The sequence below is a fragment of the Paenibacillus sp. BGI2013 genome (assembly GCF_002843485.1).
GTDB classification, from domain to species: Bacteria; Bacillota; Bacilli; order Paenibacillales; family Paenibacillaceae; genus Paenibacillus; species Paenibacillus amylolyticus.
In genome coordinates this window covers 1-23,188 of record NZ_PJFA01000017.1, presented here as the reverse complement: position 1 = coordinate 23,188, position 23,188 = coordinate 1, and the positions used below count along the sequence as shown (strand labels likewise).

The following is a 23,188-nucleotide window of genomic DNA, read 5'->3' as shown; positions in this document are numbered from 1 at the left end:
CATCTCCTGACAATAGCAAAGGTAAAATTCTTGCTGTTGTCATTTTAGTTGAGATTCTTTCTCATTGTCAATTTTCGGACATTTGAGACAGTATTCCCCTGACATCTGGTAATAGAAACAGCAGGTAATTCGCTCGCTTTTGGCAACATGCACATTGTCCTTACAATCGGTGAAGCGGGTTAACGGATTCTTCCTCTCACCAAACACTTCCCCGGATGCCACCTGCGTCAGATATGAAAAGTCCTCACGAATGATCTTACTTTCCTGCTCAGTCTCGGCTTCATCAGGAGCGAATAGTCGGCCGATACGTACCATGATATTCTCCCAGAGAATACTCATCGAAAGTGGTGCAATTGCAGCAAGCGTCTTTAACAGGGGTGTAAGCTGTACCGCAAACATCTCCTCGACCACCTTTTCCCGCCACACTGCCCTGTCTCCCGCTAGTCCTTCAGCCTGAAGTCCATTCACCGCTAGAAAAGGAAATCGTGTGCCTCCCTCATGATCTGAGAGCACCGGATGATAGAGAAAGCTGTTCTCCAGCTGAAACGAAACATGCTGATGATGAAAAGTCATCGCGGTCACCAGCGGAGCCGTCCACAGATAACCAATCCGTTTGGCTAACATCGAAGCTGCAACCTTCATGTCAGGCGCATCGATATACTCCTGAAACCAACTGATATACTCCCGGCATGCCGTTTCGTCATGCAACTCACTTAGAGCAATGGTACGGACACTATGTTCAGGCGGCTCACCAAGCAAGATCGAATAATCCTCCACTGTCTCTTTCCATAAGTCTGTCGAGAGATATGGGTTCATATTAGTTCGATCCGAGCAGGGCTTCCGATGCCTGATCTACAATCAGATTAATCGCAAGCGGTCCGTAGTATGCAATCCACAGTGTGGAGTTTACGTCATACGTGCGGTTATTTTTCACAGCATCAAGGGACTTCCACACGGGATTAGTTAACATCGCCTCTGCCTCTGCCGCAAACAACTCATCCGACAGCACAAAATAACGATCTGCCCCAATGTCAGGAACCTTCTCCATCGAGATTTCTACGGAACCATCTTCATTAATCTCCTGTACCAAAGCAGGCATCTTCAGCCCCAAGTCATTGTACATAATACCGCCAATGCGGTGCTCAATACCGTGAACACGAATTCCTTCTTTTCGTGGACGAATGATCGCCACCGTTTCATCACCCAGCTTCTCTGACAATTTTGTCTTCAGCCCGGCGATTTTCTCTTCATACGCTGTACGCACTTTCTCTGCCTCGTCCTGCTTGTCTGTAATCTTAGCCACTGTAGCTAACGTATCCCGCCAGTCTTCGTAGAAATCGAGTACCAGGGTAGGAGCAATTTTACTTACACCCTCATATTGCTTCTCTTGAAAGTCGGTCATGATGATCAGATCTGGGTCGAGTGCTACAATCGCTTCCAGGTTAGGCTCGTCCCGTGTACCCAGAACCTGCACATCACTTGGCTGATCACCTAAGTATTCTGGATAATCGGTGTTACCTCCAGCGATTACACTACCAGCTGGCTTCTCGCCAACTGCTAACATTTGATCCAGAAATTTAACATCAAGGACTGCAATTCTCTGTGGTTTTTCGTTTAGCGTCAGCTCACCCTTCATGTGTGTGATCGTTACGGGAAAAGCTCCATCTGTCTGTGTTTCTGCATTCGCAGGTGTCTCCGCTGGCGTTGCCGCAGATTGTTTACCGCTATCTGTACCTGTTCCGGCACCGCAAGCCGTCAGGACAAGAATAAGGGCCAACATCAAGCCCATAAATAATCGTGATTTGTGAGCAGCATATGCCTTGCTTCCGGCAGCCTGCCTCTTTGTTCCTTGATTCATGATGAGTCCCCCTTATGTATAATACTGATAATGATTTTCATTATCGAAACATAAAGAGAGTATAAACGATCTCTGCATCGCGTTACCATGTACTTTTGCGACATTTGAGCCGGACTAATGCGACATGGTGCGGAGAAAGGCATTAACTTCTTGGAGAAAATAAACCATGCTTCTTGTGCTCAAACTGGAGAACGGACAATCGGTTTCATGACAGCGAATCGTGCTTATGTTTAGTGTTGGTTACGGATTGAAGTAATGGGATAAGAGCATAATTCAACTGTTGAAAAGCGCGTAGGCTCTAGAACAAAAAAAAACTAACAAAATTTGTTAGGTAAAAACCACTTGTATATGTATCTTATTATCCGAAACGCACTATATATAAGTCTCATTCATTACTACAATTTTATTTTCAATAATGTAATTCTAATGTTTTCAGATCAATTATAAAATTTTGTTGTTTCAGAATATCCAATCCGAGAAGCCCTTTATATTCTTTAGGTAATATGCCTACATCTATTTCTATATTCCCAATGCTTTTTGTTCCTATTTCAATCCTGTCCATGACTTTAGTGTAGAAAGGAATACTTCCTCCAATCCCGTATGCTTCATATATCGAATCGCCGGTTTCATAGGTCACACCGATTTCCTCTAAAACATCAGGACTAATGATCGTATGTGAGGATCCTGTATCTATAATTACATCATCTATTCTTAATACTCTGCCTCTTAATGTAACGGTGAGTGACGTGGTAATTAACTGACCATCATAGTTAATTTTCATTCGTATTACGTCTCACTCTCATTAATGGATCTCTGCGAAGATTGATCACAAAGTCTTGATTTGAAGTATGATACACGACGTTACCAGGCTCTACTTGAAAAAACTCTTTATTTACATCTCGTTCTGATATGGTTCGGATTGGTGCAACTTCATCTACTATTTTTTTGTTGTCTTCCTCATGATAATGAATGATAGAAACCAGAACAAATTGGTCAGGGAACAGTTCTCTAACTTCTTGCCATTTCATGTGTTCTACCTCCTGTTATTGAGTTAGTTCTACTTTCTGTAATTTTAACATATCTCCTGATCTCATTTTACCGTATTCATGACGTCTGACTTGATAAGATGTGGTTTGCTGGAATAACCCACCATGATCCATCTTATACTGTTACTGGCATCAGAGGTCTCCGATGAAAATCCAGTTTCTCTAACTCTCCATTTCAAACCGTGTTTGAAGCTCTTTAACAAATACCTCAATGGGTTCTTTATAGTCGATGGGTTTATACATAGATCTATTATTCCACATATGGCGTTCATCTTTATCACGAAAATCATTATCTTCAACTTCAAGCGTCTTCATCACAAGCATGATTTCATTCATGGTACTTATAACACTTCGACTATCCGTTTTGGTGATCGTGCTCTCGTTACATTTTTCCAAATAATAGTTCACCAGGTGATCAGGAAGCTTCTCAACGGCCAAATAGTCCTCTAAATTCTTTTTAAAGATTCCTGCCAGTTTACTCGCCTGATTTGCTCTAATCCCATTGACCGTTAAGCTTAATCTGGAAAAATCATTCATAAAAACATAGTGTTTTCTGCCATACAACGTGAAGAAGTTTACATGCCAACTAAAGAAGGCATTGCTGTCTTGGATGGTTTCCGGTTTGGCATGAAGATCTTTTAATGTGAGTTGGGTTGTTTTGAAAATAATCATGCTCGACTCCTCCTTGCTCCTTAATCTGATTATAAACTACTTCAAGCGTACTATATCCAAATTTGTTTGCAAAATACAGACTTTGTCTTGAGGTCTAATCCTCCATCTCCAATTTTTGACCACCTTACCAGCCTTGGTCTTGAATTCATTTCTTTTACGGTGTTTTTACCTCTCTTCTGCTTAATTTCTTAAATGCCGAGTATTCCTGATCAGACTTCATATAACTTAATATCTTTTCCGCGCATGCAGCTGAACTAAGCTCTTCCGTATTCACTTCCAGATCATATTCATCATAGGAGTAGATGTAGTCGAACTGGGAATGAGCAAGTCCAATCTCGCGATCTCCCCTGCTCTGCTCTCTTCTGGTGAGTTCCTCTTTCGAGCACTGCACGCCTACAAACAATATCGGATAATCCGATAGTAACTCATAAAAATCATTAAACCACTTGTCATTGCTGATGACCGTATCCACGATGACATTCAAACCCATTTCCGAAAACAGTTTAATGGTTGCACAGTACATCGAATTGATCGGGTCGAACAGGATATCTGTCATGACATGGTGCTCTACTTCTCTAGTTGGTTTCATATCTGGATATGTATTGTCGATAAATTGATCATAATTATGCAGAAATTGATCTACAGATAAGTGATGAAACGGAATGTCTCCCTGATTTTTCATTTCCATCGCAATGCTTGTCTTCCCCGAACTTGACGTTCCGTTCAAAAATATAATGAGTCCTCGTTCCATATTGATCACCCTTATCATTAAAATTGGAAAACACTGTTCTGCTGAATTACCACTCTCTCCATTCTTCCGTAATATCTTCATCCTCATGGATGTCCAATCCAACCAGCCTAGCCGCCTTGTCTATAAAATCAGCCAATTCTTCACGTTCCATCGTCTCAATAAAGTAACCATTGGCCTCATTCATTTCATTAAAGCTAACCACAACTTCTTCTACAGCCTTCATCATGCGCTCAGAATCTGCGTTTCTTGTAATGCTATTAATTGGTGCAAATATGTATCTAGGGCTTGATCAGACATGAGTAATCTCTCTTCTGTGAAGAGCTCATCTCCGCCTTCAATCATTCTTTCATTCCACAACTTGGTTGGTTTTTGATGAAACAAGTTTTGTAACGTCATTGGAGTCAATTCCTTCCATATTTAATGATATCTATATTTTACTTGTAACCAAAATTATGAACAAGCGTTCTCGCTTGTTCACTTTCACCCTATTCGCTCCATAGCCTTGTCACGTTCTCTAATTCCATCTTGTCAAATTGTAATCGATAAATGTCCGGTTTCTTGGTTTGATTCATAAAATCCAATCCGTAACTCGAATCAAAGTAGTTCATCATCAACGTCATTACATGTCCGTGTGTGCCGATCGCCACTTTTTCACCCTTGTATTCTTCTAATATCTGTTTCAACACGCCCACTGCTCTATTCTGGCAAACCGTGTTCGACTCGCCTCCTGGCAATGCATAATCCGGGTCATCAAACATCTTCTTCGAAGCAGGCTCGAACTCTTCATCCACAATCATATCATCTGAAAAATGCCTTTCCCGCAGATCCTCCATGATCTGAATATCTAATTCTAACGCTGCTGCCACACCCTCTAAGGTTAGAATCGCCCTGGCATAAGGACTTGAGACGATGGAATGTATTCCTTCATTCGTTAATATTTCCGTTATTCGTTCTGCATTCATCTTGCCCTCAAGGGTAAGCCCCCTCGTTCTTTCCGTTCCTTCCGTATACGGTGACTCCGCATGCCTTACCATATAAACGATGGTCTTCATAGGACCCTCCTTAAATTTTTTTTATCAATTTTATGGTCACGCTTTAGGTCCTTCAACATATTTTGTCTTTTCGTTCCAAAAATTAATTACATGGTGCCACCATATTTTAGATTCTGAATTCAGGATTGATACTCTGTCAGACATTTAATTTACAATAATTTTCAGATATGTGTATAGTAGAAATGTAGCAAGATGTTTTCAAAAGAAGTTAAATCTGACGGAGAGGATGAGATCATGTCTTTTTTCAAAAAGAAGGTTGTACTAGTCTCTTTACTCGTATTGGCTATCTCTGCTGTTGCAATCGCTTACGTAAATGGTCAATCCAAACCGGACGTAAACATTCATAAAGTCGTCAACCTTTCAGCCAACTCTTTAACATTTCATGAAATAGATAAGCTGGATGCGTTCGCCGAACTGATCGTTATTGGTTATGCAAAAGAAGATTTCAGAGATCGAGAGCATGTTATTACTGGATTTGATGATGGAACCATGCAATCCTTTCACACCAACACAAACATCAAGATTGAAAAGATATTGAAGAAACCTAATGGTTTCCCTTCAGATCAGAACAAATTGACAATCATTGAACCCGTTAGCCTCGAAGGAGACGTCAAATATACAGTTGATGACTATGTAGAACTGCAGAAGAATAATAAAAGTGTGATTTTCTTAATGAAAAATACTTTTGGTAATTATGGATTAATCAATGATAATTTAGGGAAGTTCAGCTTAGAAGAGACTAGTCAAAGTAATTTTCCTCAATCTTTCACTTCTCAGGAATTATCGGAATACGAAACTTTCCGTAACTCAGTATTGGAGAAGTATAATTTGAATTAGTGTCCGATATTCATTTTGCCGGCTATAGAATGGTTAATTTGAGAAGAAACAACATCAAATACTTGCTCTTCCCCCATCTATTTTTTATGATAATCTGATCACCGATCATCTCTTTGATTGTTGCAAAAGTAGTTCATCCAACGCTTCACTTTACCAATATGGTCTAAAAATCGATTTTGATAATTTATTTATTTCATAACGCATATGGGTTTTCTCAGGTGGGACAATCTTGAATCCAGTGCAGACTTTCATTTTAAGTATGTTCGATGGGCAGGGCAAAAATGGGTAGATTACTATCCCGGTAGTGGTTCCTGCTTCGCATGAGTTGATCCACCGCAAAATTTACCGTAACCCGGAGTACAGCAGCGTTCCCCAGATATCAGCTTTTATTGGAGTTACTGACCTCAAAATTCTCTCGGTAAGGTTTGGTATTAAATCTTCTTTATGATCGTTATGCTAAACAATACTCTTCTGAAAGCCTGAATCATTTCTCCCCATTACCTTAGAAATACGTTGTTCATTCTTTCTCGATCATACTCTAAAATCCAATCATTGAATTCTTTATAGATATCCGTTAGCCCTTCTCTAGATGCTGAAATAACATCGCAACCTCTATCATCATAGATATGAAATATCGTTTTCTTACTTATATTAATGAAATACACCCTATGGTAGATCATTGGTTTCATTCCAACATCATGATTACAAATAGCTTTGATGAACTGACTATATTTTAAGTCCCCAACTCTACATCTAGTCCAGTACCTATACATGTTCTTCTTAGGGTTTGGGTCTGGAAGCCCATCCGGTTCACAATCGAAATGTGGAAGTATCTCGTGTCTTAAGGCTCTAATCGGCTCTTTCTTCTTGATATATTTCCTGTATAGGTTTAACTTCTTCACTTTGTTTTTAGACTTATCCGCAAAATAAGCTTGAGTAATGAATAGGACTTCATCTTCTTGATCATGGAGAGCCTTAAATAATTCAAGCGATCGATAATAAACTTGTTCCATATAGTGCTCTTTATTTAATCTAAACATCAGAGGATTACCAAGTTCGAATCGTATTGAAACGTCCCAAGCATAGAATAGAGGTGGTTTTAAAATTAAGTTAGGAAAATGCTCTGCCAGGTACGTCTTCAAATCCATTCTGTGGCCTCCTTATATTGTTATTGCTGCTCGCTTGCTCGCCTGGTTGATTATCTAACTCTCCATCTCAGCCCTTGCCTGAAGCTCTTTAACAAATACATCAATTGGCTCTTTATAGTCGATGGGTTTGTAAATGAATCTATTGTTCCACTTGTGTCGTGTATCTTTGTCTTTAAATTTATCAGTTTCCCCTTCAAACGACCTGATCACAAGCATGATTTCATTCATGGTACTTATAACACTTCGACTATCTGTTTCGGTTATCGTCTTCTCGTTACATTTATCTAAATAATAGTTCGCCAAGTTATCAGGAATTTCCTCAACAGCGAAATAGGCCTCCAAATTTTCTTTAAAGATTCCTGCCAGTTTACTCGCCTGATTTGTTCTAATCCCATTGACTGTTAAACTTAATCTGGAAAAATCATTCATAAACACATAATGTTTTCTGCCATATAACGTGAAAAAGTTTACATGCCAACTAAAGAAAGCATCTGTCTCTTTGATGGTTTCCGGTTTGACATTCAGATCTTTTAATGTTAGTTGGGTTGGTTTAAAAATAATCATACGAATCCCCCTTTCAAAATCTTCGTTCGGTTCGATATCATAGATGAAATGCCATTTGCCTTTGCTGTCCTGCCAATACACTTTCCATGCTTTCTCATCTAATCTGAACTGTGCTACCGGCATCTGTAATGTAAAATCATCCATATTCTCTAACTCTTCTGTCTTGATCCATTTTGCTTTGATTATATCACGATGTTTTCTCAGATTTATATGATTGCTTTAACTTGTGAAAGGTACAACGGAGCGCGGCTTGTGAATGGCAAGAGCGTGAGGGTGAGGTGCTGCCCCCAATAGGGCAGTACCTCACGAGGAGGTTGCACCGCATGCATTAGCGTGGTGCTAATGCTGCATCACGAACACAATTCCGTGGTGGAAACACTTGGTGCATCACGATAGCTGCGCCGTGATGCACGCAAAAAAAAGCGCCGCGACCTCATCGCCGTGGCGCTTCCTCCTGCTGTATGATGCCATTCGGCCACGCAGCTTGTGTTACACGTCGAAAAGAAATGGACGTATCGCCGAATCACGGAGCATTTAGCTACAAGAACTTGCATTGTTAAAACAAAAAACCGTCAGTTTGGCGGTTTCTATTCGTATATGTCCTGTCCCCTGGAAAATGTATAAAAAACAACCACTGACGACTTAGGCTGTCAGTGGTTGATTGAATAAACTTGCTTACTTGTCAATTAAATTGGTAATTTTCAACATCCTTGCAATCAGTGCCGTCACTTCAGCACGCGTCATCGGAGCTTTCGGGCTGAGATGAGTACCTTCGCCCTGAATGATGCCTGCTTCGATCAATTGCGCCACATCCGCCTTGGCCCAGTTCGATACGCTCGCACCGTCTTTATATTCGGACAGAGCAGAAGTATTCTGACTAACGACAGCTTCGGATTTAATCAGGCGGTACGCGCGGGCTACCATTGCGAAGCCCTGCTCTCTCGTAATTGGCTGGTTGCCGTAGAAGTTGCCATCGTCATAACCGCGAACGATATCAAATTCATCCGCAATCGCGAGGGCATTTCCGTACCAGGCGGAAGTCGGTACATCCGGGAAGTTATTCTGCGACGCTCCCTGACGCATCAGACCCAGGCCGAAGACCACGATCTCCGCGAACTCGGAACGGGTCACGCTGCGTCCCGGCGAGAACGTGTTATCCCCGTTCCCCTTCAGATCCAGTCGTGCCGCAATGTTATTCACATCCGCTTGACCCCAATGGGTTTTCACATCCGTGAAATCCTGCGGATTCCAGATTACCGAGTACGTACCAATGCTGCGCAAATCATGGATTTGTGCATAATAACGATTGCCGATCTTCGTTACAACGGTTGGCAGATGATATACGCTGCCGTCCGGATTCACTACAACACCCGTCGTAATCCGGTTCGGATCGATGCCTTCCGGGAGAGCGATGTATTTCGCCGCATAGCCGTTCAATTGACCGGATTTTACGGTTTGACCCCCATGGCTAAACGTCAGGTCCAGATCAACCGGATCAACCAGCAGCTCATAACCTCCTGCTGCTGCCTTGTTCTTCGCAGATGCAATCAATGCATCCGAAGAACGCTTGATGTCGATGCGAACACCGATATCGTTCAGCGCTGCATTGCCCAATTGACCGGCGACAGCATTCAGGTTCATTTTTCCGACAGGTACCGGATAAATGGCCAGTGGGTTACTTATTTTCAGGCTTGCGCCCTTATCGCCCAGTTTCTTCAAAGTGTCTGCTGTCAAGCCATCAACCGTCATATCCCCTTCATTTGGCGAGTGAATCGACAGATCCTGGCCTGTACCTTCAGATACAGCTTTACCCAGCTTGTCCGGGTCTACCTTAACTGACGTTGTCGTACGACCGTCTGCAGTTGAAGTTGTGCCTGTTGCAAACGGATCGTCTTTGCCGTTCAAAGTTACGTCGAGATTACCCTTTGGAGCTTCAGGAGTACTTGGTGCTGCTGGCGTTGTTGGAGTTGTACTTCCGCCACCTCCGCCTCCACTGTTACCATTATTGTTGAATGCACGGAAGACGGTCAGCGTATAGAGTTTTTCCCTTCCGTTAACGGTAACCTTAACAACAATCGTGTTGCTGCCTTCATTCAAAGGCAATTCATTGCTTGCTTTACCGCTGGCTGCATCCGTCCAGGCACCATTGTTGAGCGAAAACTCAATCTTGGCGTTCGGATCCAGACCTGCAAGCGAGTCCAGTGTTGGTGTGAAATATACGCTGTACGTTGCAGTAGTAGCAGTGTAATTGTACGTATTCTCAGCAAAAGCCGGTGACAGAGGTAGCGAAGTTCCATCGTTGGCATTCAGCTCGAGACCGGTAAGATGCGATTTTTGAGCAGACTCGACTACGATTGTCTTGGATTGTTTGGTCACTTTTCCATTTTTCAATGCCGTTACATCAACCGTATATTTTCCATCCGGCAATTCTGCCGACGGGGTAAAGCTCCAATTTCCATTACTATCTGCTTCTACTTCCCTTGTTTCAATCACTTTGCCGTTCTCATCCTTCAATTCAACGGTGACTTTCGAATCTTGGTCTACCACACCTTTGAGTTCAGGCTTGGACACGTTGACCAGCCCACCGCTCGGCTCGGTGATCAACCTGGGTTTCAGCAGCTCTCTCGCTGTTTTCAATTCCTGAACTGCTTTATCTACTTCTTCTTGAGTTTTGGTTTTGTTGTCAAGCACGGCTTTGGCGTCTTCCAGAGCTTTTTTATACGCTGGCCATTCCGCTACCATATAATCTTCTTGGTCCAGTTGATCCCCTTCTTCAACGGCTTGTTTAAGATCGGTACTATTGACAACAGCAATGGTTTTCTCAGCGATGATATCCAAATTTTCGTCGCTCGCCATGCCGCCGTATTCAATAACATACCCTGTAACATTGTTGCTCAAAGGGTAATCGTTCCAATGTCCTGCTTCTCTGCCGGGCCCATAAATATGGGCAACATATTCCAAACCAGAATAATTATTAGGTTCGCTGGCGGCCCAATTTGCATACCCTATTTTTGTGCCGCCCAGATAACCCTCATAGAACTTCTGACCATTCCCGCTATCTTGCTGGCCCTCCGGTCCGGTTACCCAACGCCAGTCACCAGTATTTACGGGTTCACCGTTTTTCCGTTGGATATCTTGTGCACCAATCCATCCAAGACCTAACGTCTTTTCTTTTACAAACTCATTCTCTTGAGCATCTGTAATCGTGACCAGATATCCTTCGCGCCCGAAATAATTGTCGGCGGCAGCCTCATTCTTCGCGGCAGCCCAGGTAATATTGCTTCTCTTATTGATATACTTATAAAAATGGCCGTTAGCATCATTTGGAAGGGCATCACCCAAGGCAAACCTAACGGTTCTGACTGACGTATTACTGGAGGTTGTTGAGAACGCAACAGTCGATAATGTCTGATTATAGGCTTCCGCTGAAGCAGTTCCCTTCAACGTTAAGACACCATTCGCAGGATTATATGTTCCTGTGATTCCTGTCGCTGCGGTAAATGTCAATTGATCCCCTGCTTGAAAATTTTCAAGCAGCACGGTCGCAGCGTCCAGATTTATTGTATAAGGGGAGTCTTGAATCAGAATTCCAGGATCAATAACGGCCTCGGACGATTGCTCTCCGTCCACAATATCGTATCTGGTTGTACCACCTGATGTGGATATTAAAGCTTCGCCTGCATCAGCTGCACTTGCTGTCGTCGGGAACATTGCTGGTGGTAAACCGCCCACGGTCAGAGCCGCTGCGAGAAATAATGCTCCATGCTTTTTCTTAAAGAACTTGTTGCTTTGTTTTGACACGTACCTTTCCCCCAATTCTTTTTTAGACTTTCTGATGTAGACAAATCCTTTTTAGCACTTTCATATGAGCTAATGTTTTTCTTTTTTTCGATGATCCCCCTAATTTAATTATCAATTTATGAAGTTACCTCATGTTGGATTGTAAAAATAGAGCTCTATTTTCCATCCAATCTCTTCTAATTAACATCGGGTTATATTCTCGACAATTCCCCACAGTTTCTGCAACTCATATTTTAACGATTGAATCTATACAAAAACTATACAACTCATCTAGCCGGGTAGTAATCTGCACATATACTGCATCAAAATGGTTCGTTAAATCCTGGATGGTTGCAATAGAGTAGGAATGATCCACAGTTTCTTATTTAGCTCCCACCGTCTACCCTTTAACTGACGAATGCGTTGAATATGTACAGCGTTATAGGGAATATGGACATGCAATGAGTCAGCTGAACCTTTAGTTACTGTGTTTGTCTCTTCAGTTTTGGCCTTATCATTCATACGAAACTATCCTTTGACTGAATTGGGTATGTGATTCTATGGGAATTTCGAAAACAAAAAAAGGAAGATCATTCTTCATCCCGTATAGGAGTCAGATGACCTTCCGATGCTTTCGGAACATGTATGATGTTAAAGGTAGATCGGAGCGCGGCTTGTACGATGGCGGCGAGCCTCGTAATGATGAAGTGCTGCGCCCACTGGGTGCAGCACTTTCTTGAGACACACCGCGTTCATTAGCGCGGTGGTCATCATTGCAGCATCACGATTGCGACCCCGTGATGCATGCAAAAAAAGCGCCACGACCGCATAGTCGTGGCGCTTCCTCTTGCTACATGGCACCAATTAGCCATGTAGCTTATCTCAGGCCGCTGCACCTACATGGCAGCGGCTTCTTCTCCCAGCGGCAGCGTGTAATACTGCGCCTGCTGCCCTTCATGCTGCTGGTACACAACGACCAGCAGCGTCCGGCCTTTCGCGGCAAGCGGGCTGGCGCCAGCTAGCACACGCTCAAGCCGGAACGGAAGCACATCCAATACGGTGTGCTTCTGCAGTTCCTTTTCGCCGAGACCAAGGTCGGCGAAAGCACGGGCACCCATGACCGTCTGTGCGGTCATGGCCGAGGTCATCGGCAACGCACGCGAAGCGTTGCCGTCCACCATGTCCGCCGCTCCATCCGCGGCGGACCCTGTTGCGTCGCCCGAAGTGAGCGACGCTGCACCCCCGGCTTCGCTGCCAATCACACCCGCCGCATCTGCGGCAGCGTCTTCCCCGGCAGCAGCCGAACTTGCCTCAGCGACACTCGCACCCGTGCCGCTGCTTTCCAACCATGCCGTGCCAGCGGCACCGGCAACACGTGGCAGACGAACGTCTTCCGGACGTTCAGCCAACGTTTTCATATAACCCGCCCACTGGTCTTTTTGGAGCGGATCTTCCCACCAGATTTTGCGTGGTTTGTATTTGTGGCCGAGGAAATAATCCAGCTTCATCAAGCCGAGCACGATTTCCATATGCGGCGTGTTCCGTGACTCCAGGAAGCTGTGCAGACGAGTGAACAGATCCTCCAGTTGGTGACCAATCTTCTGCCACCCCTGACCTTCCCAATAATCCCCGAACGCCTGGAAGAAATCAAACGGCGAATTGAACTCCTGCTCCATCAGATACTTCAGCGTATGGTCCATCCGGTGTGCATTCCAGTATTTCTCCAAAACATCTTCCAACCGCTTCAAACGCACAATGTCGCTGAACGGTAGCACATCACTGCCCAGAATCTCATACGGCGCGTGATCCATATACGTATAGTTGTACTTTTCTGCATCCAGACGCAGACCTGTACCACGCAGCATTTTGAGGAATCCGAGTTGAAGTTCTTCCGGCCCCAGTGCAAACACATCGTTAAACGTCTTGCGGAACGTATTGTAATCTTCCTCCGGCAGTCCGGCGATGAGATCCAGATGCTGGTCGATTTTGCCGCTGGCTTTCACCTTGTTCACGGTACGGCTCAGCTTGGTAAAGTTCTGGCGACGTTTCACCAGTTCATTCGTCGGATCGTTCGTAGACTGAACCCCGATCTCGAACCGGAATGTGCCCGGTGGCGCATTCTCTGCCAGATAGTCCAGTACTTCGGGACGCATAATATCCGCTGTAATTTCAAACTGAAACACCGTCCCCTGATGATTCTCGATCAGGAATTTGAACATTTCGAGCGCATAATCCCGCTTGATGTTAAACGTCCGGTCCACAAACTTGATCAGCTTCGCACCCTTCTCAATTAGGTACAAAATGTCCGACTTCGTCCGTTCGATATCGTAATACCGCACGCCAACCTCAATACTGGACAGACAGAACTGACAACTGAACGGACAGCCCCGACTGGTCTCAAAATAAACAACCCGTTTCCCAAGCTCCGGGATATCCTCATCAAAACGGTGCGGTGACGGCAGATCGTTCAGATCCGCTTTCGGGCGTCCTGGCATGAGAATGACCTCTTCCCCTTTGCGATACGCCAGTCCATAGACAAAGTGGAACTTCTTGCTTCCTTCCAGCTCCGTCAAAAGCTGATGCAGCGTCTCTTCCCCTTCACCCATCACGATGAAATCTACATTGGGAATGCGGTTCATCCAATATTCCGTGTCGTAGGACACTTCAGGCCCGCCCAGCAAAATTTTCACGTTCGGCATAACCTTTTTCAGATTATCAATGACCTTGATCGTCTCTTCGATGTTCCAGATGTAACACGAGAAACCAATCACGTCCGCGCCGCGCTGATACAGATCAGACACAATATTCATCACCGGGTCCTTGATCGTATACTCCGCCAGGTCAATATCAAAATCCTTCTCACTGTACGCCTTCAGACACCGCAAGGCCAAGGAGGTATGGATGTACTTTGCATTTAATGTAGAAAGAATAACCTTCATGGTTCACAACCTTTGCCTGGACACCCAGACCATATATTTTTGGTAAAAAGAAAGCTGCACAGCCATCCTGCCCCGGACGCTGTTCATCTAAACCTCTTTTGAACTAGCCATTCCATGTCTCATGGACATATCCAACTTTTGTCTTTCAAAGAGTGGACACTCTTTTCAAAAAGACATATACACCCATCAAATCCGAACCACAACATACAGTATGAAACACACATAATAAAACTACATGCTGTATGCTATAAGGTCAGCCATTTCTAACGCCAATGTCCACCCTTTGAAAGACAATTCGCCACCATTTGTCCACTCTACAGAGACGCGACAACCAACTTCAAAGATTAGAAAGTGAAAATTAACAATTCATACTCAATTCACTCTTACTCTTACTCTTACTCATTTCATACTCACTCATACTCGTAAAACGCATCATCATCCGTATCCACTTCTTCGCCCGATTGCTTCTGGAAAAACTCCAGGAACGGCAGTCCGTACTTGCGGTACTTGACCTCACCGACCCCTTTGATATCCAGCATGTCACGTTCTGTTTGTGGACATACCACACTCATCTCACGCAGGGTCGCATCATTGAAGATAATGTACGATGGTACATGCTCTTTCGCCGCCAAGTCGCGCCGGATCAGACGAAGTTGTTCAAATACCGTCTCATTAACCGCAGATGGCATTGCATCGCGTCCGCGCCGTCCACCATAGTTCGTACCCGAAGCCGTTGCCGCTGTCTTGCGGACAACACGCTGCATCACTTCACGCTGGCCTTTGAGCACTTCCACCGCTAGTGGCTGCAAACGCACAACCGGATACTGTCCCTCAGACAGCATCAGATATCCTTCGGATACCATCACGTTGATGATCTCCGAAATTTCACGTTCTGTCCGATTACCCATCACGCCGTAGGTTGGCAGAGAGTTGAAGCCATAATCAAGCACTTTTTTGGCACGGGAGCCTTTGAGCACCGAAGCGACCAGCGATACACCATACCGTTCACGCATGCGGTGAATGCAACTGAATATTTTCTGTGCATCAATCGTCATGTCTACCAACTCGCGGTCGTCCGTACAGGAACTGCAAGTACCGCAAGGTGTATCGTCATGCACCTCACCGAAATAATCGAGTTGCGCACTGCGCAGACAACGCGTCGTGTAACAGTAATCCACCATCTGTTGCAGCTTCCGGTAATCGTTCTGTTTGCGGTCGCCGTCCATCGGATTCTGCTCAATCAGGAACTTCTGGGTGATAATGTCCTGTGCCCCGAATAACAGAATACACTGGCTTGGCTCTCCATCCCGGCCTGCACGTCCGGCTTCCTGCACGTATGCCTCCATATTTTTCGGCATGCTGTTATGAATAACGTAACGCACGTTCGACTTATCAATCCCCATCCCAAACGCATTGGTCGCCACCATCACTCGGATATCATCGTACAAAAAAGCTTCCTGGCTCTGGGACCGTTCATCGTCCGTCATGCCGGCATGGTAGCGTCCTGCGGGCAATCCCGCCTGCAACAAACGCTGATGCAGATCGTCCACGTCCTTACGGGTCGCGGCGTATATAATACCTGGCTCGCTGGCATGCTCGCGCGCGTAATTCAGGACAAAATCCTTCTTGCTCTCGCCACGCAGCACGCTAAACGCCAGATTATCCCGCCCAAGTCCGGTCACATATGTCTGCGGGTCCTGCAAACGCAGCAACCGCAGAATATCGCCCATGACCTCGGGCGTCGCTGTCGCCGTGAAGGCCGCAACCACCGGCCGCTCCGGCAAACTATCCACAAACGGCGCTACCGCCAGGTAGCTTGTCCGAAAATCATGCCCCCACTGCGATACACAGTGGGCCTCATCCACGGCAACGCAAGAGATCGGCAAATAGCCCATCTCCTCGCGGAACCAATCCAGCTCCAGTCGCTCAGGCGCGACATAGAGCAACTTCAGCTCACCGCGCTGCGCCGCGCGGATGCGATCATTCACTTCTTTGCCGCTAAGTGTACTATTAATATACGCGGCAGCAATTCCGGCGGTCGTCAACGCATCGACCTGGTCCTTCATTAATGAGATCAACGGGGAGACCACAAGTGTCAGTCCCGAATATAACAGAGCGGGGATCTGATAACAGATCGACTTACCGCCCCCGGTTGGCATAATGCCCAACGTATCTTCACGTTCGAGCAGGCTGGCTACGATCTTTTTCTGTCCCTCACGGAAGTCGGGGTAGCCATAATATTTTTGCAGGAGACCCTGCGCTTCTTCTAATGTAGGTGTTTGCACACTCATGTAAAGACTCCTTACTTATCACCGGCGTTTTCCCACCAGCTTGGTCCGATCCGATTCTGACATCCGAAAGCGGCTCATATCCCGCATCCTTGACAACAAAATGGCGTTCTCATGACTTGTCCGTCAAGCAAACGCCGCTCCCTTTAGTTTAACGGCCCAGCCCGGAATGAGCAACCGCGTTTTACTGTAAAACGTTTGAAGCTTCTTCATTAAAATAAAAACAACCGTCCTGCCCTAGTTGGACAAAACGATTGCATTCATTTCAACATACAATAAGAGCTTAATTAACAACTAGTTTGTATTGTATACGCTCCTAGCCTTTCAATGACTGTATCTCAGGCTCAGTTAGCCACTCAATCATGGAAGCTTCGTCATGCAAATATTTCGGGCGCTCTTCATACAAACGACGTGCTTCCCGATCCTGACTCAAGAACTCCAGCGTATCCATTACTTTTTTAACCCCAGATTCATTCATGTTGTATCACCGCCTTTTGCATTCATACGATAATACAATCCTTTCCTCTGCATCAGTTGTTCATGCGTTCCATCCTCGGCAATTCGGCCATGTTCCATCACAAGGATGCGAGAGCACTGGCGAGCAACCTCCATGCGATGTGTGACAAGCAACCCTATTCTGCCTTTCATAAAGTTCAGCAAGTGATTCATCACGTTCTGTTCTGTCTGAATATCCAGTGATGACGTTGGTTCGTCCAGAATATACAGATCGGATGACCTCGTAAAGAGTCTGGCAAGCGACAGTCGCTGTTGTTGGCCTCCAGATAGATTGGCCCCTTTCTCATGCAACATTGCTGCGTATTGTCCTTCCTGTGCCTCAATATATTCATCCAAACCTGCCTGCTCTGCCGCAAACTTCACTCTGTCCAATGTAACGTCTGAACTCAGACGAATATTATCTTCGATCGTTCCTGTGAAAAAAGTTGGTGTCTGCGGCATATACGTCAGTCTGGACTGGTCATCTATCTCTACATACTCTGCAACATGTTTATCACCCAGCAATACGCTTCCGTTTGTTGGCTCGATCAACCCCGCACACACTTGGCACAGTGTAGATTTGCCAGCACCGCTGGCGCCAACTACAGCAACCAGTTCACCAGGAACCAGATTAAACGTAATCTGATCCAAAATCGTCCGATCACTGTTTTCATCTATTACCGTAACCTGTTGAAGACGTAGCGTCGCCATTTCGTTCTCTTCATGTGCCCCTTTTTGTGTATTCCCTTGATCTTGGTTACAAATTCCCTGTGCAAGCTCCTCGTGCTTAGTATTGGATGTGTCAGTCTTCTTGTTCTCCGCCAACTTCAACCATGCAGAGATACGTCCAAATGCACCCACGCTGGCTTGCATCTGACTCCACTGGCTGGACAAGCCGAGTACTGGCCACACCACCAGTTCAAACAGCAGACTACTTGCAACAACCATGCCTGGAGATAAAGTTCCCCTAGCCGCTGACAAAGCAATAAGGAACAGCGCTGCCAATTGAGCGAGACCAAACACCGCCATCGCCACGTTATCCGACATGCTCAGGGTCATCTGCAACTTGGCATGAACACGATTCAGTGATTGCTGTTGTGTCCGAAATCGAGCGAGAAACCACGGTGAAGCATTATACATCTGAATCACCGGTATCCCTTCAACATACTGTTGGATCTGTTCTTGGGACTCGCCTTCCCTGGATTCGACCTCATCGGACAGATGTATAATTCGCTGATCATACAACCTCGCAGTGAACCAGATTGCCCCTGCACTTACCAAGGCAATAACCGCAACCCATGCATCTGCTCTGTACAAGTATCCCAGCGATAGAGCAATGATGAATACAACCGTAACACCCTCTGCAATAGCCTCCACAACTTCTGCACCATGCTTCGTGTCTTCCTTGATACGAAGCATCACATCCCCGGACTTCTGTCTGCGCACCCAGGAATAGGGCATCCGGTTTAACAGTTTCAACAGATCCATGGACATATCCCGTTGCATTGATTCCTTGAGCCATACCAGCACATAACGATGCATCGCGAGCAATACAATAAATCCTGCCAGAATGGCGATGAAAATCATTGCGGTGGCATTAAGCTGTTCCTGTCCCCCATCATGAATAGCATCCACGAAGAATCCCTGTACAAAGGCTAGTCCCCAATCAAAGACCGCATCTGCTGCGATAAAAATGAACAAGATCGCTACAGCTAATCCATAAGGCTTCATCCAGCGAAAAATAACGGGCCATACCGTTGCCAATGATACAGCTTGTTTTGGGTCATCTGGAACATCACTTTCGTTCATCTGATGATGAGCTTCATTTTCATTATTTTCATTTATCTCATATGCTCCGCTTTTCTCATGACTGCTTTTCATTTCAACGTCATCGGCATATGCTGCATCTTCAATCTTGTTACTCATGCTGTTCCTCCACTTCCGTATCCTGCTCCGCAATATAACTTCGATATCCGTTTGGACGATCCAGCAATTCACGATGAGTCCCCGTATCTTCGACGCGTCCCTTCTGGATATATATGACCTGATCTGCCCGTTCTATCAGCGATAATCGATGAGTAATTGCAATAACCGTTGTGCCTTTGTCAGCAGTGATTCGGGCAAAAAGATCATTCAATCGTTGCTCATGCCACGGGTCTTGAGATGACGTCGGTTCATCCAACAATAGAATATCCGGGTTCCTCAGCATCGCTCTGGCTAAACTAATACGCTGAAGCTCACCACCCGACATCGTCCCGCCTTGCGGCTGAAGCTCTGTCCCATAGCCGAGCGATTGACGCATAATCGCGTCATGTGCATGCGTCATATGGGCCGCAACCTTTACTTGATCCGCAGATATCCCCTCTTGTCCAAAAACAATATTCTCTTCCACTGTACCTGTGAAGATAAAGGCTTGTTGCGGAACATACACCTGATTGACATGCCCTGTCTGAACTTCGTGCATATCCTTCAGTGAATTCTTCTGATTCATGACCTGGATCGAACCAGTAACAGGTCTATCTAATCCGGCTATCAATTTCAATAACGTGGTTTTCCCGCATCCACTTGGCCCCGTGATTACAGTAAGCTTTCCTTTCTTGGCCTCAAAAGAAATATCTGTTAACACTTCTTCTTGCTCCGCATACCTATAAGACACATGCTGCACGTTGATGCCAGCCGGTTTAGATTGTTTTTCAAGCTGGCCTAAATGCGTATCGGACCGTACATATGTATTTGTACCGGTATTAGCAACCGTGTTTTTTCTCTCCAAATCCAGCACTTCAAAGATTCTGGACGCATGAGAAGCCGAACCAATAAAATCATTCCACAACCCAGATAACGATTCAATCGGACGTGTTAACTGACTACTTGCTACCAGAAAAGCTGCCAGTCCGCCTACATCCATATGTCCATTCAGGACCTGCATGCCGCCTAGATAGAGAATCAGAATCATGCCACCATACGTGGAGACCCGTCCGGCTGCTTCCGAAAGTCGTTGTAACACAGATACGGACATCGTATATCTGAACACTTGATCCATTCGATCTTTAAAATGATGGTGTACATAACCCGCGAGTCCGTAACTTCGGATCTCAACTGGGGCTTGGATGATTTCAGTCAGTATCTCATCTCTTGACGCTGCGCTGGTATTCAACTGATCATGCCGTCTTTGTAGACGTTGACCAAGTCCTACCGTTACAAGAGGATAGATCAATGTGAATGCAATGATAGCCAACGACAGCGGCAAGTTAACCCAGCTGAAGTAAGCAAAGGCAAGAATCAGCTGAATGATATTTTTTGCGAGTTCAATGCCATGTTGGTTTATCCCCTTCTGTGCTTCCTTGGCTGAAGTCCAGACCCTAGAGGTTAGGTCACCCGTATGATAATGTGCCAGATTGCGTGTCTCTGTGTTGCTAAAGGATGAGAGCAGTAGAGACTGCACAGACAATAATGTCTTTTGCTGGAATAACGTCTCGACCCTCGTCATGAATGCGGTTACAATCAATCGTAATACTACAATGCTAACGCCTATGATCAACCCTGAGTAGAGTAACGAAAACTGTGCTTCAGTCGCGCCTTTGACCAGTCTTCGGATCGATTCCAAATAACCGACCTCAATCAGGGAGACCATACATGCGGCGAAAAGTAATAGAATGATGAACATACGGTACTTGCCCGTTAGTGTCCATAATCGAGTTAACATGCCTAACGTTGTATAAGTTCTTTTGTCAGCAAACATGGATGCTTTCTCCAATCTTGTCATTAAATTATGTACTTGGTTATGATATCATCGGTGATAAGGAAAAAATGAACATTTATTGCTGTAAGTACTATTAGAAGTAGGGAGATTGATATGCAACATGATCTGCTAGACACATTGGATAAGCTATTCGACTACATAGAAGACCATATTCAAGACAAATTAACGCTGGATCATCTGGCATCTGTGACTCATATATCCAAATTCCACCTGCATCGCATGTTCAAACATGTCAGCGGACAATTGCCTGGAGAATACATTCGTTCACGCAAATTGGCACGCAGCCTGGAGCAATTGGTGAATCTGAACTGGAAGATTATCGATATCAGCGGACATTACGCTTTTGAACATGAACAATCCTACATACGTGCTTTCAAACAAGCCTTCGGCATTACACCCCTGCAGTATCGCAAACAGGGAGCTGGAGACCTTGAATTCACAGCCCGCATGACTTCGTCCATGATCACAACGCTTCCATATGGATATATTTTCAAACCAACGTATGTGCGAAAACCGGCTATGAAACTCATTGGGCAACGATCCCACATTCGGTATGCAGATAACGAAGAGCACTATGAAGCCAATTCAGCAGGCAACGACTTTTTTGAAAAACACTTTCATTCGATTCCTAACGTGTTGCAGCCCAACGTATATATTGGATTTACCAATGAAATTAACGAGGATTACAGTACATATCAGCCGTCTGTAGAGGTCACCAGTCTGGATCATATCCCTGAAGAACTGGACGGAATTGAGGTCCCGGCCAACCAGTATGCCGTATTCAAATTTGTGTGTGATTTCCATCCAAGTCTGATCAATATTGATCATTTGGACAGTGTCTGGACATTTATCGATGAATATTGGCAGAGCCATTCGGGGTACGAGAAGAGTGATCCCTACTATTTTGAAAGAATTGATGGCAGTCTGGCTCAGGACCACTACGGAGAGATGGACATTTATATTCCTGCAAAGCAAATTTCACTGTAAGCTGCAAATGGAGGTTCAACCTTATGGACTCAAATACTCAAGCTAATTCAAGTTCATCCCATACAAATTCTCGCAAACCTTGGATACGTAGACACCCGATCCTCACTACATTTACATTGTTGATTCTTGTACTGTTTGCCGCTGTATTCCTGTATTTCTGGCTCCGTCCTTACGTCTCAGCATTTGACCGTTCCGAGCTGGGGGAATTGAGTTATTCCATGCCTTCAAGGAATGGTGAGTATACTGCCGAGATTTATGGTGTGCCCTATGGTGGCGCGGCAGGCGGCGTTACAATCTGGGTCGATGTAAAGAAGACAAATGCCCCTGAGGACGCCACGGTAAAAACGATCTATCGTGCCCAGCACCACGGGAATAACCATCTTGAAAGGGACAGTGAAAACACGCTCCGGATTGAAAACTGGAATGAATATACGGATGAAACCATTACCCTCAATATCGATGACGAAATATATGATGGATGGGGCTGGGCTTGCAAAAGCTTACGAATGAAGGACCAGTCTGTGCGATGCTTGGCACCCGAAAAGTAAAATAACTTAGCAACATAGTGCAAGTCTAAAACACGCGAAGTTCCATCCTGATGCGTAATCTTCACTGCACCGCACATCAGAAGTTTTACGCGGTGTAAGCCTTGTGAAAATTTCACCAAATGCTACTTTCATTACACCATGTAGGAGATACACGCGGTACGAGAAGCGTAAAAAGCCCCGCTCACCGACTCTTTCGGTTAAGCGGGGCTACGCTTGTTCTACATGTTATCGTGTAATTACTTATACTTCATTGTGATCTAATATGCTTGTTTATTAACAACTTCGTAGCTATGGAACTTTAAATATATGGCAGCACATAACTTATCTATCACATCTATTCTACCTCTTCTGCTTCTGCTTCTGCTTCTGCTTCTGCTTCTGCTTCTGCTTCTGCTTCTGCTTCTGCTTCTGCTTCTGCTTCTGCTTCTGCTTCTGCTTCTGCTTCTGCTTCTGCTTCTGCTTC

Annotated in this window: 18 protein-coding genes and 1 pseudogene; 3 read left to right on the top strand and 16 right to left on the bottom strand. The window is 45.0% G+C overall.

The window, feature by feature from the left end:
• Positions 1-39: 39 nt before the first annotated feature.
• From CXK86_RS27905 to CXK86_RS27870, 8 genes are all read right to left on the bottom strand, one after another.
• Positions 40-816 (bottom strand): IucA/IucC family C-terminal-domain containing protein, encoded by a 777-nt coding sequence (locus CXK86_RS27905; RefSeq protein WP_101314939.1) that lies wholly within the window; start codon positions 814-816, stop codon positions 40-42.
• A 1-nt stretch (position 817) separates the two neighbouring features.
• Entirely contained in the window at positions 818-1,858 is a 1,041-nt protein-coding gene (locus tag CXK86_RS27900) for an ABC transporter substrate-binding protein (protein WP_101314938.1), read from the bottom strand.
• Positions 1,859-2,267: 409 nt separating this feature from the next.
• Complete coding sequence (locus CXK86_RS27895) at positions 2,268-2,639, bottom strand: retropepsin-like aspartic protease (RefSeq protein WP_101314937.1); 372 nt, start codon at positions 2,637-2,639, stop codon at positions 2,268-2,270.
• On the bottom strand, positions 2,629-2,886 hold the full coding sequence (locus CXK86_RS27890) for a hypothetical protein (RefSeq protein ID WP_036669338.1): 258 nt from the start codon (positions 2,884-2,886) through the stop codon (positions 2,629-2,631). The genes CXK86_RS27895 and CXK86_RS27890 overlap by 11 nt, the downstream gene beginning before the upstream one ends.
• Before the next feature lie 180 nt (positions 2,887-3,066).
• On the bottom strand, positions 3,067-3,576 hold the full coding sequence (locus CXK86_RS27885) for a DUF6933 domain-containing protein (protein WP_101314936.1): 510 nt from the start codon (positions 3,574-3,576) through the stop codon (positions 3,067-3,069).
• A gap of 154 nt (positions 3,577-3,730) precedes the next feature.
• Entirely contained in the window at positions 3,731-4,327 is a 597-nt protein-coding gene (locus tag CXK86_RS27880; protein WP_036669335.1) for a chloramphenicol phosphotransferase CPT family protein, read from the bottom strand.
• 46 nt (positions 4,328-4,373) lie between these two features.
• Positions 4,374-4,553 carry a hypothetical protein gene (locus CXK86_RS32460; RefSeq protein WP_218973875.1) on the bottom strand — a complete coding sequence of 60 codons (180 nt, stop codon included), beginning with the start codon at positions 4,551-4,553 and terminating at the stop codon, positions 4,374-4,376.
• Positions 4,554-4,812: 259 nt separating this feature from the next.
• The gene (locus CXK86_RS27870) at positions 4,813-5,379 is read right to left on the bottom strand and encodes a histidine phosphatase family protein (RefSeq protein WP_101314935.1); all 567 of its coding nucleotides are present in this window, start codon (positions 5,377-5,379) and stop codon (positions 4,813-4,815) included.
• A gap of 234 nt (positions 5,380-5,613) precedes the next feature.
• Between CXK86_RS27870 and CXK86_RS27865 the strand changes: the two genes are divergently transcribed.
• Positions 5,614-6,216: a hypothetical protein gene (locus CXK86_RS27865; RefSeq protein ID WP_101314934.1), complete on the top strand. Its 603-nt coding sequence runs from the start codon at positions 5,614-5,616 to the stop codon at positions 6,214-6,216.
• A gap of 497 nt (positions 6,217-6,713) precedes the next feature.
• Here the strand turns inward: CXK86_RS27865 and CXK86_RS27860 are convergent, their stop codons facing one another.
• The 8 genes and pseudogenes from CXK86_RS27860 to CXK86_RS27825 all read right to left on the bottom strand — a co-directional run bounded on the left by CXK86_RS27860 (position 6,714) and on the right by CXK86_RS27825 (position 21,169).
• Positions 6,714-7,364 carry a DUF3885 domain-containing protein gene (locus CXK86_RS27860; RefSeq protein ID WP_076251660.1) on the bottom strand — a complete coding sequence of 217 codons (651 nt, stop codon included), beginning with the start codon at positions 7,362-7,364 and terminating at the stop codon, positions 6,714-6,716.
• Positions 7,365-7,418: 54 nt separating this feature from the next.
• Complete coding sequence (locus tag CXK86_RS32815; RefSeq protein ID WP_257468237.1) at positions 7,419-8,051, bottom strand: DUF6933 domain-containing protein; 633 nt, start codon at positions 8,049-8,051, stop codon at positions 7,419-7,421.
• Between the two features lie 552 nt (positions 8,052-8,603).
• Entirely contained in the window at positions 8,604-11,729 is a 3,126-nt protein-coding gene (locus CXK86_RS27850) for an S-layer homology domain-containing protein (RefSeq protein WP_076251658.1), read from the bottom strand.
• Between the two features lie 875 nt (positions 11,730-12,604).
• Positions 12,605-14,647, bottom strand: a complete 2,043-nt coding sequence (locus tag CXK86_RS27840) for a B12-binding domain-containing radical SAM protein (protein ID WP_076251655.1) — start codon at positions 14,645-14,647, stop codon at positions 12,605-12,607.
• Positions 14,648-15,057: 410 nt separating this feature from the next.
• A complete protein-coding gene (gene recQ / locus CXK86_RS27835; protein ID WP_076251653.1) occupies positions 15,058-16,938 on the bottom strand; it encodes a DNA helicase RecQ in 1,881 nt (626 codons plus the stop codon).
• 340 nt (positions 16,939-17,278) lie between these two features.
• Positions 17,279-17,413 (bottom strand): annotated as a pseudogene (locus CXK86_RS32330) (Rpn family recombination-promoting nuclease/putative transposase); the annotation flags it as partial.
• The gene (locus CXK86_RS27830) at positions 17,410-19,161 is read right to left on the bottom strand and encodes an ABC transporter ATP-binding protein (RefSeq protein ID WP_257468243.1); all 1,752 of its coding nucleotides are present in this window, start codon (positions 19,159-19,161) and stop codon (positions 17,410-17,412) included. The gene CXK86_RS27830 and the pseudogene CXK86_RS32330, both read right to left, overlap by 4 nt.
• Before the next feature lie 187 nt (positions 19,162-19,348).
• The gene (locus CXK86_RS27825; protein ID WP_180361887.1) at positions 19,349-21,169 is read right to left on the bottom strand and encodes an ABC transporter ATP-binding protein; all 1,821 of its coding nucleotides are present in this window, start codon (positions 21,167-21,169) and stop codon (positions 19,349-19,351) included.
• Positions 21,170-21,283: 114 nt separating this feature from the next.
• On the opposite strand from CXK86_RS27825, the gene CXK86_RS27820 reads away from it, so the two are divergent.
• Positions 21,284-22,177 carry an AraC family transcriptional regulator gene (locus CXK86_RS27820; protein WP_101314931.1) on the top strand — a complete coding sequence of 298 codons (894 nt, stop codon included), beginning with the start codon at positions 21,284-21,286 and terminating at the stop codon, positions 22,175-22,177.
• A 23-nt stretch (positions 22,178-22,200) separates the two neighbouring features.
• Positions 22,201-22,725 (top strand): DUF5412 family protein, encoded by a 525-nt coding sequence (locus CXK86_RS27815; RefSeq protein WP_101314930.1) that lies wholly within the window; start codon positions 22,201-22,203, stop codon positions 22,723-22,725.
• The last annotated feature ends 463 nt before the right edge of the window (positions 22,726-23,188 follow it).